This window comes from Streptomyces yerevanensis (genome assembly GCF_000716805.1).
Lineage (GTDB): Bacteria > Actinomycetota > Actinomycetes > Streptomycetales > Streptomycetaceae > Streptomyces > Streptomyces flaveus.
This window is the reverse complement of record NZ_JNWJ01000023.1, coordinates 92,777-106,097: the sequence shown is the minus strand read 5'-3', so window position 1 is coordinate 106,097 and position 13,321 is coordinate 92,777. Positions and strand designations below refer to the sequence as shown.

Genomic DNA, 13,321 nt, shown 5'->3' with positions numbered 1-13,321 from the left:
TGTGCAGGTCGGGCCTTCGTCTTCGAGGGTGAGTGACGGGACTTGAACCCGCGGCATCCTGGACCACAACCAGGTGCTCTACCAGCTGAGCTACACCCACCATGCCCGGCGGTTGTCCGCGTGGACTTCCTGACCGGCCGAGAAAAAGTGTACAGGGTCCCGAGGGGTGCTCGCGCCCGCGTTTTCGAGGGCGGAGCACAGCCCCTACTGCGCAGGCAGGACGTGCTTCGCGGCGATCGTGCGGGCCTTGTCGGAGTCCGGGCCCGGGGGCGGGACGAAGATCGCCTCGCGGTAGTAGCGGAGTTCGGCGATGGACTCGCGGATGTCCGCCAGGGCGCGGTGGTTGCCGTTCTTCTCCGGGCTGTTGAAGTACGCCCGGGGGTACCAGCGGCGGGCCAGTTCCTTGACGGAGGAGACGTCGACGATCCGGTAGTGGAGGTACTCCTCCAGGCTCGGCATGTCCCGCAGCAGGAAACCGCGGTCCGTGCCCACCGAGTTGCCGCACAGCGGGGCCTTGCCCGGCTCCTTGACGTGCTCCCGTACGTACGCCATGACCTGCTCCTCGGCGTCCGCCAGTGTCGTACCGGCGGCCAGCTCGGAGAGGAGACCGGAGGCGGTGTGCATGGCGCGCACCACCTCCGGCATGGTCTCCAGCGCCGTGTCGGGCGGGCGGATCACGATGTCCACCCCTTCGCCGAGCACGTTCAGCTCAGAGTCGGTGACCAACGCGGCCACCTCGATGAGCGCGTCGTCGGACAACGAGAGGCCGGTCATCTCGCAGTCGATCCACACCATGCGATCGTTCATATGTCTTACCCTATGCCCCCGGCGATGCCCGGTGGCAGGCGCGGGACCCGGCCGGCTGCCTGGCGCCGCGCCTCACCCGCGCCCCGTAAGGGGCGCGGGGCGGTGTCAATTTGCGGCTCCGCCGCGGGGCGCGACCAGCCACAACGAACCCGCAGCTTCGAAACCGCCTTACCCAGCGGAGCGCTACGGCGCGCTCCGCTGCCCCGGCAGGCTCGGCCGGCCGTTGGCGTACATCTCGTTGCCGCTCCTGTCCGGCTCCGTGGACAGGGACGCCGACGGGCCCACGGCGTGCGCGGCGGCCGTGCGGCGGGTCTGCGGGGGGACCGAGGCGGACTCCTGCGGGGGCGGTGGTGGTCCCTCCGGGTCCGAGGGCTTGTCGGACTGTGGGCGCCGGGCGCGGTAGGCGGCCCGGTACGCGGCCGGGGACGAGCCGAGCTGCCGGCGGAAGTGGCCGCGCAGGGCCACCGGGGAGCGGAAGCCGCAGCGGCCCGCCACCTCGTCCACCGAGTAGTCGGACGTCTCAAGGAGCCGCTGCGCCTGGAGCACCCGCTGCGTGATCAGCCACTGCAGGGGAGCGCTCCCGGTGAGCGAGCGGAACCGGCGGTCGAACGTACGACGGCTCATGTACGCGCGTGCCGCCAGCGTCTCCACGTCGAACTGCTCGTGGAGATGCTCCAGCGCCCAGGCGACGACCTCCGCGAGCGGGTCGGCGCCGATCTCCTCTGGTAAAGACCGATCGAGGTAGCGCTCCTGGCCGCCGCTGCGCCGGGGTGGGACCACCAGACGGCGGGCCAGCGCTCCGGCTGCTTCGTTTCCGTGGTCCGTCCGCACGATGTGCAGACAGAGATCTATGCCCGCCGCCGTACCCGCCGATGTCAGTACGTCGCCGTCGTCCACGAACAGTTCGCGGGGATCGACGTGGACGGACGGATAGCGCTTGGCCAGCGTCGGCGCGTACATCCAGTGGGTGGTCGCGGGACGACCGTCCAGCAGACCTGCCGCCGCGAGTACGAAGGCGCCGGTGCACAGCCCGACTATGCGGGCGCCCTCCTCGTGCGCCCGGCGCAGTGCGTCGAGCGCCTCCTCCGGCGGTGGGGAGGTGATCGACCGCCAGGCAGGCACGACGACCGTGCCTGCCCTGGATATCGCCTCCAGCCCCTGGGGCGCGGTGAGTTCGAGTCCCCCGGTGGTCCGCAGGGGCCCCTCCTCCCCGGCGCAGACAAGCAGCCTGTAGCGCGGTACGCCGGCGTCCTGGCGGTCGATCCCGAACACCGACAGTGGAATGGAACTCTCAAAGATGGGGCCGCCGCTGAACAGCAGCACCGCGACGATCTCCTTGCGGCGTCGCCCGGAAAGTTTCCGGGCCGCGGCTTCCGGCGCGGCAGTGGAGTCGTGGCTCATACTGCTAAGCCCCCCTCGGTGGTCGCGGCTCCTCGGTTGTGTCGCTCCTGCACGTTTCCCCTTGGTCCTGCACGAGTCCCCCGCCGTAAGACAGCATGATCGAATCTACTGTGTCCCGTGGTGCCTACGTGACCAGTTCAGCACTCGGCACATTGTCGACATGACAACTTGGCGTGAAGCATTCGATCACGAAGCGTTGCACTCGTGGGCCGTACAGGGAAGTGCGCCTCGCATGCGTGGCCGGTCCCCGTAGGGTGCGAGGCCCCTTGGTGCCCCTTTCGGTGCAGGTCGAACGAGGGGTGGAGACCCCTTCGGCCAACGAATGCACGGGAGCCAGAAGTTGGCTGAAAAGCACCGGGCGCGTGAGCGGAAACCGGTCAGTCGACCGGCGTGTTTTCTGCCGCTCGCCGGCCCCCTCTGTGCGCTCCCGTACCGCCCCTGATGCGCCGTCGGCGACTTGCCGTCCGTTTCTCGGCCGGTTTCTCGCTCGCCGGGCCCGCAGCGAACCGCTCGGACCGCCTCAACAGGGCCCGGCACGCCGCTGTCACCGCCGCCAGGCCGAGGGCCGTCCCTGCCGCGCCCGCCAGGGACGTCCCGTACCCGACGAGCACCACGGGGACCAGTACGCAGCTGAAGGCCGCCCAGCGCACCACATCGCTCACGGAGTCGCCGACGGAGTCCTGCGCGGCGGGCCTCCCGGAGGAGGGCTGGGATGCGGGCACGGTGGGCCTCCCTGGACGGTGGCTTGGGCCTGTCTGGAGCGGTGGCTCACCGGGGTTCAACGCCTGTTCGACCGGCCGGTCACGGAATCCGCCCCGCGGGCGGGAGCCCGACCGCCGCCGAGCCCGCCGAAAAGAGACCGAGCGGCGGGGGCGAACCGATCAACTGTCGCCCCACGCCTGTCAAAACCCCGTGCAAACAGCCTGTACGGGGCAGCAACCATTGCGTTGCGGGCACCCTCTCGTGCATGCTCCCTGGAACCCTCCCGCGGCCGTCGCGGGATCTGGGCAGAGGAGGCGTGCCGCCGTACCCTTGGGGGTATGGGGTTGGGAAGAAGATTCCCGGACACAGCTCCGTAGCACCTGTCGTCCCACCCATGAGGATCCAAACGCCGAGACAGCCATGGCCGGTCAAGAATTCTTCGATCCCGCGGACCGCAAGCGCCCCGTCGTCGATCCCACGGCGTCCGAGCCCTTCGCGGCGGAAGAGACACGTCAGTCCTGTGACCCTGCTTTCAAGCACGGCGTCGTCGTCGGCTTCGACGGCTCGACGTCCAGCGAGCGCGCCCTCGCCTATGCGATCGGAATGGCACACCGCTCCGGCTCCGGCCTGATCATCGTGCACGTCGCCAACCGGCTGCCGACCACGGTGTGGGCGGGCTGCGAACCCCCGGTCTTCGTCGACGTCCCGGACCACCGCACCGAGGTGCTCGGGCTCGAACTCGCCTGCGCGGACTATCTCGCCGAGGTGCCCTGGATCCTCGTCGAGCGCGGCGGCGACATCTGCCACGAGCTCGAGGAGGTCGGGCGGGAGTACGAGGCGGACGCGATCGTCGTCGGCTCCACGCACGGCATCGTCGGACGGATCTTCGGCTCGGTCGCGGGACGGCTCGCGAAGCGGGCGCAGCGGCCGGTCATCGTCATCCCGTGACGCGTCCCCTTGTTCCATTGCCCCAGGTGAGGCGCGGCGCGGCGGGGTGTCGGGCTGCTTCTGACGCGGCATAAACCTACTCGTGCGTAGAGGTGTTTGTGTCTTTGTGAAGGGTACAAACCGGTCGTCGGACCGACACGGTTCCGACATAGGGCATCGCGCAAGCGCACCTGCATGAAAGGAGCCCCGCCGTGAACAACGACGTCACTGCGGGAAGCACCATCACCACCCTCGGTCATCTCGCCCTCGGCATCACCCTGCTGTTCTTCGGCCTCGGTCACACCGAAGTGATCGACGGCGTGACGGCGGCCGACGCCGTGGGCCTGGCCACCTACGTCGGCGGCATCGCGCTCTTCATCGCGGGTCTGTTCGCGTTCCGCGACCGTGACATCGTCACGGGCACGGCCTTCACGGGATTCGGGGCCCTGTGGTTCGCCTGGGGTGCGATGGCGGGCGACTGGGGAGTCACCGCCGGCAGCGCGCTGTCGGACAACGCCGCAGGGCTCTTCTTCCTGCTGTTCGCTCTCGTCGCGCTGAGCCTCACCCTCGGGGCGGCGGCCCGCGGACCGCTCGCACAGGGCGCCTACGGGCTGTTCTTCGTCGCGCTGGTGCTTCTCGCCATCTCGAGCTTCGCGGACAACGAAGCGCTCGGTAAGGTCGGCGGCTGGTTCGCCGTGGCGGGCGGCGCCGTGGCCTGGTACACCGCGACGGCGTTCCTGGCCCACTGGCCCACCGCACTCCCACGACGCGCTGCCGGCCGGAGGATGACGGCTCCCGGCTGAGGCAGCCACGAGCCGGCGTAATGGGCGACGTCGGCTCCCGCAAAGAACGGCCTCCTGTGTGCTGGTGGCACACACAGGAGGCCGTTCGCGCGCCCCTTTGCGCCTAAACCGGCGCCGCTCTCGCGGACCTGGTTGCGCGCCCCTTTGCGCCTAAACCGGCGCCGCTTTCGCGGACCTGGTTGATCGCCGTGGGGGTTGCTCAATTATCGCTTCGGTGGTCTTGCGGAATTTTTATTCCACCGTGACCGACTTGGCGAGGTTCCTGGGCTTGTCGATGTCCCTGCCCAGGGCCAACGCCGTGTGGTAGGCGAGGAGTTGGAGGGGGATGCCCATCAGGATCGGGTCCAGCTCGTCCTCGTTCTTCGGGACGATGATCGTCCGGTCGGCCTTCTCCTGCTCCTGGTGCGCCACCGCGAGGATCTTGCCGCTGCGGGCCTTGATCTCCTCCAGGGCGGCGCGGTTCTTCTCCAGCAGGTCGTCGTCGGGCACGATCGCGACCGTCGGCAGGGCGGGCTCGATCAGGGCGAGGGGGCCGTGCTTGAGCTCGGAGGCGGGGTAGGCCTCGGCGTGGATGTACGAGACCTCCTTGAGCTTCAGCGAGGCCTCGCGGGCGACCGGGTAGCCCCGTACACGGCCGATGAAGAGCATCGAGCGGGCCTCGGCGTACTCCGCCGCCAGCTTCTCGATCTCGCCCTCCTGCTGAAGGATCTCCGAGATCTGCGCGGGCAGCCTGCGCAGGCCCTCGATGATCCGCTTGCCGTCGCGGACCGACAGGTCACGGGTGCGGCCCAGGTGCAGCGCGAGCAGCGCGAAGGCGACCGTGGTGTTCGTGAAGCACTTGGTCGAGACGACGCAGACCTCGGGGCCCGCGTGGACATAGATGCCGCCGTCCGCCTCGCGGGCGATGGCGCTGCCCACCACGTTCACCACGCCCAGGACGCGCGCGCCCTTGCGCTTCAGCTCCTGCACCGCGGCCAGTACGTCGTACGTCTCACCGGACTGCGAGACCGCGATGTACAGCGTGTCGGGGTCGACGACCGCATTGCGGTAGCGGAACTCGGAGGCCGGCTCGGCGTCCGCGGGGATACGGGCCAGCTCCTCGATCATCTGGGCGCCGATCATGCCCGCGTGGTACGAGGTGCCGCAGCCGAGGATCTTCACGCGGCGGATCTTGCGCGCCTCGCGGGCGTCCAGGTTCAGGCCGCCCAGGTGCACGGTGGAGAACCGGTCGTCGATGCGGCCGCGCAGGCACCGGTCCACGGCGTCGGCCTGCTCGGAGATCTCCTTGTGCATGTACGTGTCGTGGCCGCCCATGTCGTACGAGGCGGCCTCCCACTCCACGGTGGTCGGCTCGGCGGTCGTGCGGGTGCCCTCGGTGGTGTAGGTACGGAAGTCGTCGGCCTTCAGTGTGGCCATCTCGCCGTCGTCGAGCGTGACGATCTGGCGGGTGTGGGTGACCAGGGCTGCGATGTCCGAGGCGACGAACATCTCCTTCTCGCCGATGCCGAGGACGACCGGGGAGCCGTTGCGGGCCACCACGATGCGGTCGGGGAAGTCGGCGTGCATCACGGCGATGCCGTACGTGCCCTCGATGACGCGCAGTGTGTCGCGAACCTTGTCCTCGAGCTTCACGGCCTGCGAGCGGGCGATGAGGTGGGTGAGGACCTCGGTGTCGGTCTCGGAGAGGAACTCGACTCCGTCGGCCTCCAGCTTCCTGCGCAGGTCGGAGGCGTTGTCGATGATGCCGTTGTGGACGACGGCGACCTTGCCCTCGGCGTCCAGATGCGGGTGCGCGTTGACGTCGGAGGGGGCGCCGTGCGTGGCCCAGCGGGTGTGGGCGATGCCGGTGGTGCCCTTGAAGCGGGCCGGCACCTTGGCCTCCAGGTCGCGGACCCGGCCCTTGGCCTTGACCATCTTGAGGCCGGCCGTCCTCGGGCTGGTCACGACGATGCCGGCGGAGTCGTAGCCGCGGTACTCCAGGCGCTGCAGGCCTTCGAGGAGCAGCGGCGCCACGTCACGCTTGCCGATGTAACCGACGATTCCACACATACAGAAGGCCCCTAGCCGTAGATGATCTAGCCATAAACGATGCGGCGCAGCTGCCTGAGCGTGAGCTCGGGCGGTGCGACCGCGCGGTACTTCAGGTCCGCCGCGATCCGTTCGAAGATCGCCGCGTTCACCAGGCCCTGAACCTGGAGCTCACGATGGCGGCGACGGACGAAATCCTCCGTCGTCTCGTCGAAGTAGGCGAGCACGTCCTGTATCACCCGCAGTGCCTCGCCCCGGTTGAGGGCGGTGGAGCGCGTCAGGTGATCAACGAGTTCGTCGTGCACTCGATGATCCTGAATGATGGGGCGAGTGATCGCAAGAAATCTGCCCGAAATCGGGCAGGGTCGTGGCGGAACCGTCTCAAAGAACCTGCACTGGCCGCAAAGGATCTATGTCAGGTCAGAGGGGTGGCTCAGAGGTGCTTCAAGATGGCCTGCTTGGCCAGTGTGAACTCCTCGTCCGTGAGGACGCCCGACTTGTGCAGTTCGCCGAGTTCGCGCAGGCGGCGCAGTAGCGCGTCGTGATCGGGCTCGGCGGGCGGCTCGGCGTCCTGGGCGGGGGCGTTCGACGCTGTGGGCACCCGGTCCTCGACGGACGCCGACGGGTGCGGGAGGCGGGCCTGTACCGCCGCCGCGATCAGCGCCATCAACGGGTCCTTCTTGAAGCCCCACAGCTCGATGGAGTTGGGGTCGTACTTCGGCGGGGCCTTGGTCGGGGCGCCTCGGACGGTGAAGCGCAGGCAGCCGTTCTCCAGGCCGATCGCGGGGTGCCACTCCACGGACTGGATATCCGCGAAGTAGAGCGTGCGGGGGCCGGACGCAGCCTTGGCCTCCTCCGTCTTCCAGTTCCATTCCAGCCGTACGCGCTCCCCGTCGAAGCTCGCGGTGCCGTCCCCGGCGGACACCGACAGCGGCACGGACGGGCCCGGCAGCAGATAGCGGTCGACGGCGGTGGCCGGGACCTGGTCCAGCAGCAGCGCGTTGCGGATCTCGTCCACGAAGTACTCGGCGACGCCGTAGCGGTCGGAGTCGACGGCGAGCTGATACGGATCGTTCGGCTCGGCGAGCTTGCCGCCGGTCGCCTGCAGCAGTGGGTCCGCTCCCTCCCGCAGCCGGAGCTTCAACCGGCCGGACTTCTTGCCCTGCTCGAAGGAGATCCCCGCCAACGAGCCCAGCGGGACGGTCAGTTCACCCAGCGTCTTGCGCAACAGACTGACGCTCTTGTCGCGCCCCGGTGTCAGGTGCAGGGCATCGCCGTCGAAGGTCCAAGTACCGTCCTTTTGGATGATTTCCGCCATACGGCAATTCTGTACGACGACGGGCGCCCCCTGGGACCGTACTTGAGGGCGCCCGCCTGCTTGTGGGGCTGTTGCTACAGCCCGGCTATGGGGTTCTTCAGGTTGCCGACGAGCTGGAGCGCTCCGGCCGGGTCGGCGAGGTCGACCATCTGCTTGTTGTTGCGCAGCTGGAGCCGGTTGAGGCAGGACAGCGCGAAGTCCGGCGCGAACATGTCGTACTGCCGGAACTTGTCGGCCAGTTCGGGCGCGGCTGCCTGATAGTCGCGTACGCAGTCGGCGACCGTCCGCCAGAAGTCGGTCTCCTCGATGACGCCCTCGTCGGCGAGGTTCGCGGCCAGGAAGCGGAAGAAGCAGTCGAAGACGTCCGTGAGGATCGACAGCAGCTTCTTGTCCTCGGGCACCTCGACGCGGATCCGCTCGACCACCGGCGGCAGCACCGCGTCCGGGTCCATCACCGCGATCTCCTCGGCGATGTCCTTGTAGATCACGCGCTGTACGACGCCGTCCTTCAGGACGAGGATGACGTTCTCGCCGTGCGGCATGAAGACGAGGTCGTACGCGTAGAAGCTGTGCAGCAGCGGCGTGAGGTACGCGTGCAGGTAGCGCCGCAGCCACTCCACGGGCGTGAGGCCCGAGCGCTCGATCAGCGCCGCCGCGACGGACGCGCCCTCGTGGTCCACATGGACGAGGGAGGCCATGGTGGCCAGTTGCTCGCCCTCCTGGAGGGAGGGGACCGGGCTTTCGCGCCACAGGGCGGCGAGCATCTTGCGGTATGGGGAGTAGCGGTCGGTGGCCGCCTCGTACTCCAGGTGCCGGTAGCCGACGGCCGCGCGCTCACGGATGACCGACAGACCGGTGGACTTCAACACCGGGTCGTTCTGGACGAGTTGGGCCAGCCAGTCGTTGATGGCCGGCGTCGCCTCCATGTACGCGGCGGAAAGGCCGCGCATGAAACCCATGTTGATGACCGACAGAGCGGTCTTCACATAGTGCTTCTCGGGGGCGCTCTTGTTGAAGAACGTCCGGATCGACTGCTGGGCCAGATACTCGTCGTCGCCCTCACCCAGGCACACCAGGTGCTGCTGGGCGACCTCGGCCGCGAAGGTCACGGAGAGTTTGTTCCACCACTGCCAGGGGTGGACTGGGATGAGGAGGTAGTCGTCCGGGTCGAGGCCCTTTTCGGTCAAGGTGACGGAGAACCGCTTCAGCGTCTCGTCCCCCAGCTCGGACCGCAGCAGCGACTCGTAGTCGATGCCGACGCCCGCCGTGAACGCCGCCCGCGAGCGGTGCGCCGCCAGCCAGATCAGCCGTACGGGGCTCGCGGTCTCAGGGGCGTACGAGAGGTACTCGTGGACCCCGAAGCCGAGCCGCCCGTTGTTCGCGACGAAGCAGGGGTGGCCCTCCGTCATCCCCGTCTCGATCTCCTGGAAGCCGCTCCTCGCGAGCTCGGCGGAGGTGAGCTGGGGCTTGGTGAGCTTGTAGCAGGTGCCGGAGAGGGTGGAGGAGATCTCCTCCAGATAGACCGGCAGTACCTCGTCGCTCAGGCTCAGTGCACCCTTCAGCTCGATGAAGAACTCCAGGGCGTGCAGGGGGAGTTCCCTGCCGTCGCGGTGCCGGGTGATCGACTCGGCGTCGACCTGCCAGTGGTCGAGGGCGCGGCGGGCGGCGGTGAAGCGGTAGCGGGTGAGGCCGTCGTCGCTGCGTATGACGTACGAGCCGTCGTCGGTGGCCTCCGGCGTGAGGAGCCGCTCGTGGGCGAATTCGGCGAGGGCCTTGCGGATGAGGAGGCGGTTCGCCCGCGTCCAGCGCTCCGGCGACAGGTGCGCCACGGCGTCGGACAGATGCGGTCCGGTTGCGGTGTCGATGTGGGTGTGGGTGGTCAGGGTCATATCGCCACTCCTCGCGAAGCCAGGCTGTGCTTTTTAAAGAAGTGCGCCCGCGTGCAGAACGACAGCAGCGCGCGCTTCTCCGGCTTCTGGATCTCACGTACGGGCACAAAGCCGACGGCCTCGTTCAGCGCGTGCACGGCCGTGTTGCTCACGTCCGGTTCGACGACGACCCGCCGGGTGCGCGGGTCGTCGAACAGGGACTCCATCACCGCGGTGATCACGGCCCGGGTGAAGCCGTGCACGGGTGTGTCCGTCGGCGCCACCAGGAAGTGCATGCCGACGTCGCCGGGCTCGGGCTCGTACAGGCCGACGAGTTCGACGTACCGCGGGTCGTAGCGCTCCATCAGGAACGCCGGCTCGCCGTCGTGCAGCCCGATGAACGCGTCGTGGTGCTCATGGGCGGCGATCCGCATGTACTCGCGCTCCACGTCCTGGAGCCGGGCGCCCTGCATCATCCAGTAGGCCGCCTTGGGATGGGTCACCCAGGAGTGCAGCAGCTCGGCGTCGGAGAGCGGGTCGAGGGGGCGCAGTGAGAGCGCCCCGAGAATCGCAGTGCTCATACGGCGAACTCCTGGAAGGCGATGGTCTTCTCGACGGGGTAGTACTCGCTGCCGAGCAGCTCCCGGATGATGTACGCGTTGCGGTACGCGCCCATGCCGAGGTCCGGTGACGTGATCGAGTGCGTGTGGACGCCCGCGTTCTGCAGGAAGATGCCGCGCCCGGTCGTGTCGATGGCGTAGTTGCGGGCCACGTCGTGGTTGCCCTGCTCGTCGTAGAGAATCCGGTCGCGTACAGGCTTCAGGAACTCCGGCTCCGCGTACTTGTAGCCGGTCGCCAGGACCAGGCCCTCGGAGTGCAGCTCGTAGTCCTTCTCCTGCTCCTCCTGACGCAGGCCGAGGGTGTACGTACCGTTCTCGTAACTCGCCCTGTTCAGGGAGGAGTTGGTGAGCAGCCGGGTGGGAACCGGGCCGCCGAGGTTCTTCTGGTAGAGCAGGTCGAAGATCTCGTTGATCAGCTCACCGTCGATGCCCTTGAACAGGCCCTTCTGCTCCGACTGGAGCCGGTAACGGGTCCGCTCCGGCAGCGCGTGGAAGTAGTCGATGTACTCCGGGGAGGTCATCTCCAACGTGAGCTTGGTGTACTCGAGCGGGAAGAAGCGGGGCGAGCGCGTGACCCAGTTCAGCCGGTAGCCGTGTACGTCGATCTCGCTCAGCAGGTCGTAGTAGATCTCCGCGGCGGACTGCCCGCTGCCGACCAGGGTGATCGACTTCTTCGCCTGGAGCTCCTGCTTGTGCTGCTGGTAGCGGGAGTTGTGGATGAAGTCCCCGCCGAGACCCTGACAGGCCTCGGGGATGTACGGCGGTGTTCCGGTGCCGAGCACGAGGTGCCGGGCGCGGTAGGTCTCGTCGGCCTCCGTCCGTACGACATAGACGTCATCGACGTACGTGACCTCGGTGACCGTCGTGTTGAAACGGATGCTGGAGAGCTGCCCGGCCGCCCAGCGGCAGTAGTCGTCGTACTCGACGCGCAGCGGATAGAAGTTCTCGCGGATGTAGAACGCGTACAACCGCCCTGAGGACTTCAGGTAGTTGAGGAAGGAGTACGGGGACGTCGGGTCGGCCAGGGTGACCAGGTCCGACATGAACGGCGTCTGGAGGTGGGCGCCCTCCAGAAACATTCCGGAGTGCCACTCGAAGTCCGGCTTGGACTCCAGGAAGACGCCGTCGAGTTCGGTGATCGGCTCGGTGAGGCAGGCGAGGCCGAGGTTGAAGGGGCCGAGGCCGATCCCGATGAAGTCGTGGGTCTTCTCGGGGAATTCGGGAAGCGCGGATTCAGGAAGCGCGGTCAAGGGACTCTCCCAGGTACTGCTCGGCGTGGCCGGCGATCAGGTCGAGTACGGCGGCGATGTCGTCCGTCGTGGTCTCGGGGTTGAGCAGGGTGAACTTCAGGTAGTGGCGGCCGGCGACCTTGGTGCCCGCGACGACCGCGTCACCGGAGGCGAACAGGGCCTTGCGGGCGTACAGGTTGGCGCGGTCGATCTCGGCCGGGTCGGTGACGGCCGCCGGGATGTAGCGGAAGACGAGGGTGGAAAGCGACGGCGCGACGACCACGTCGAAGCGCGGGTCGGCGGCGAGCAACTCCCAGCCCTCCTGCGCCAGTTCGCAGACCTCGTCGAAGAGTTCGCCGATGCCGTCGGCGCCCATCACGCGCAGCGTCATCCACAGCTTGAGCGCGTCGAAGCGGCGGGTGGTCTGCAGGGACTTGTCCACCTGGTTGGGGATGCGTTCCTCCACCATGCGGCGCGGGTTGAGGTACTCCGCGTGGTACGTGGCATGCCGCAGCGTGGCGGCGTCCCGGACCAGCACGGCGGATGAACTCACCGGCTGGAAGAAGGACTTGTGGTAGTCGACGGTGACGGAGTCGGCGCGCTCGATGCCGTCGATGAGGTGACGGTTCTTGAGGGAGGTGAGCAGCCCGCAGCCGTACGCCGCGTCGACGTGCAGCCAGGCGCCGAACTGGTCGCACAGCTCGGCGATCTCGGGCAGCGGGTCGATGGAGCCGAAGTCGGTGGTGCCCGCGGTGGCGACGACGGCCATCGGGATCAGCCCGTCGCGGCGGCAGCGCTCCAGCTCATGGGCGAGCGCGACGGTCTGCAGGCGCTTGTCGTGGCCGACGGGTATGGAGACCACGGAGTCCTGGCTGAGCCCGAGGAGTTTCGCCGACTTCTTGACGCTGAAGTGGCTCACCTCGGAGGCGAAGACGCGCAGTTTGGCGTACGAGTCGGTCTTGGCCTCCTCGCGGGCAAGGAGCAGCGCCTGGAGGTTGGACTGGGTGCCGCCGGACGTGAACACGCCGTCGGCGGCCGGGCCGAGGCCGATGCGCTCGGTGGTCCAGTCGATGAGCCGGCGCTCGATGAGGGTGCCGCCGGCCGACTGGTCCCAGGTGTCCAGCGAGGAGTTGACGGCCGATAGGACCGCCTCGCCGACGACGGCGGGGATCACGACCGGGCAGTTGAGGTGCGCGAGATAGCGCGGGTGGTGGAAGTAGATCGCGTCGCGCAGGTAGAGCTCCTCGAGCTCGTCCAGGGCCGCGGTGGTGTCGAGCAGCGGCCGGTCGAGGTCGACCTTGTCGATGCGCGGCGCGAGGGCGTCGACCGTGACGCCGGTGAACGGACGGTCGGTGGTGGCGAGTTTGGCCGCCACCCGCTCGATTCCTTCGGTCACGGAGCTGCGGTACCGCTCCGCGGTCGTGTCATTGAGCAGGTGCGAGCGCATGGGGGGTTTCCTCCGGGGACAGAGAGGGTGTGGGGCGCGGTGTTCCTGAGAGCGTGTGACTTAGGTAAGGCTAACCTAACTTTTCGGCTCTCGCTCGTCCCTCATGTCCCTTTAGTTGCACGTATGCCGGCGTTTGGTGGCTGTCCGTGAGGGATGGATCACTCTCCTTGG

At 68.1% G+C, this 13,321-nt stretch carries 12 protein-coding genes and 1 tRNA gene; 2 read left to right on the top strand and 11 right to left on the bottom strand.

Going from position 1 to position 13,321, the window contains the following annotated elements; all coding sequences use genetic code 11:
• Window positions 1-27: 27 nt before the first annotated feature.
• The 4 genes from OP79_RS24265 to OP79_RS52075 all read right to left on the bottom strand — a co-directional run bounded on the left by OP79_RS24265 (window position 28) and on the right by OP79_RS52075 (window position 2,930).
• Window positions 28-100 (bottom strand) — tRNA-His (locus OP79_RS24265).
• 104 nt (window positions 101-204) lie between these two features.
• On the bottom strand, window positions 205-807 hold the full coding sequence (gene orn / locus OP79_RS24260) for an oligoribonuclease (RefSeq protein ID WP_033322809.1): 603 nt from the start codon (window positions 805-807) through the stop codon (window positions 205-207).
• 183 nt (window positions 808-990) lie between these two features.
• Entirely contained in the window at window positions 991-2,208 is a 1,218-nt protein-coding gene (locus OP79_RS24255; RefSeq protein ID WP_033322808.1) for a helix-turn-helix domain-containing protein, read from the bottom strand.
• Between the two features lie 377 nt (window positions 2,209-2,585).
• The gene (locus tag OP79_RS52075) at window positions 2,586-2,930 is read right to left on the bottom strand and encodes a hypothetical protein (RefSeq protein WP_078491978.1); all 345 of its coding nucleotides are present in this window, start codon (window positions 2,928-2,930) and stop codon (window positions 2,586-2,588) included.
• Between the two features lie 400 nt (window positions 2,931-3,330).
• Here OP79_RS52075 and OP79_RS24250 point away from each other — a divergent pair, with 400 nt between their 5' ends.
• Window positions 3,331-3,858, top strand: coding sequence for a universal stress protein (locus OP79_RS24250; RefSeq protein ID WP_033322807.1), 528 nt, complete (start codon window positions 3,331-3,333; stop codon window positions 3,856-3,858).
• Window positions 3,859-4,049: 191 nt separating this feature from the next.
• A complete protein-coding gene (locus tag OP79_RS24245; RefSeq protein WP_033322806.1) occupies window positions 4,050-4,640 on the top strand; it encodes a GPR1/FUN34/YaaH family transporter in 591 nt (196 codons plus the stop codon).
• A gap of 231 nt (window positions 4,641-4,871) precedes the next feature.
• Here OP79_RS24245 and glmS read toward each other — a convergent pair whose 3' ends face one another.
• The 7 genes from glmS to desA all read right to left on the bottom strand — a co-directional run bounded on the left by glmS (window position 4,872) and on the right by desA (window position 13,150).
• Window positions 4,872-6,689, bottom strand: a complete 1,818-nt coding sequence (gene glmS, locus OP79_RS24240) for a glutamine--fructose-6-phosphate transaminase (isomerizing) (RefSeq protein ID WP_033322805.1) — start codon at window positions 6,687-6,689, stop codon at window positions 4,872-4,874.
• Between the two features lie 26 nt (window positions 6,690-6,715).
• The gene (locus tag OP79_RS24235) at window positions 6,716-6,973 is read right to left on the bottom strand and encodes a hypothetical protein (protein ID WP_033322804.1); all 258 of its coding nucleotides are present in this window, start codon (window positions 6,971-6,973) and stop codon (window positions 6,716-6,718) included.
• A gap of 128 nt (window positions 6,974-7,101) precedes the next feature.
• Window positions 7,102-7,986 carry a DUF4429 domain-containing protein gene (locus tag OP79_RS24230; RefSeq protein ID WP_033322803.1) on the bottom strand — a complete coding sequence of 295 codons (885 nt, stop codon included), beginning with the start codon at window positions 7,984-7,986 and terminating at the stop codon, window positions 7,102-7,104.
• Window positions 7,987-8,060: 74 nt separating this feature from the next.
• Window positions 8,061-9,875: an IucA/IucC family protein gene (locus OP79_RS24225; protein WP_051744879.1), complete on the bottom strand. Its 1,815-nt coding sequence runs from the start codon at window positions 9,873-9,875 to the stop codon at window positions 8,061-8,063.
• Complete coding sequence (locus OP79_RS24220) at window positions 9,872-10,435, bottom strand: GNAT family N-acetyltransferase (protein ID WP_033322802.1); 564 nt, start codon at window positions 10,433-10,435, stop codon at window positions 9,872-9,874. The genes OP79_RS24225 and OP79_RS24220 overlap by 4 nt, the downstream gene beginning before the upstream one ends.
• Window positions 10,432-11,724, bottom strand: a complete 1,293-nt coding sequence (locus tag OP79_RS24215; RefSeq protein ID WP_211270855.1) for a lysine N(6)-hydroxylase/L-ornithine N(5)-oxygenase family protein — start codon at window positions 11,722-11,724, stop codon at window positions 10,432-10,434. The genes OP79_RS24220 and OP79_RS24215 overlap by 4 nt, the downstream gene beginning before the upstream one ends.
• Window positions 11,708-13,150 (bottom strand): lysine decarboxylase DesA, encoded by a 1,443-nt coding sequence (desA, locus tag OP79_RS24210; protein WP_033322801.1) that lies wholly within the window; start codon window positions 13,148-13,150, stop codon window positions 11,708-11,710. Before desA ends, OP79_RS24215 begins: the two co-directional genes overlap by 17 nt.
• Window positions 13,151-13,321: the final 171 nt, after the last annotated feature.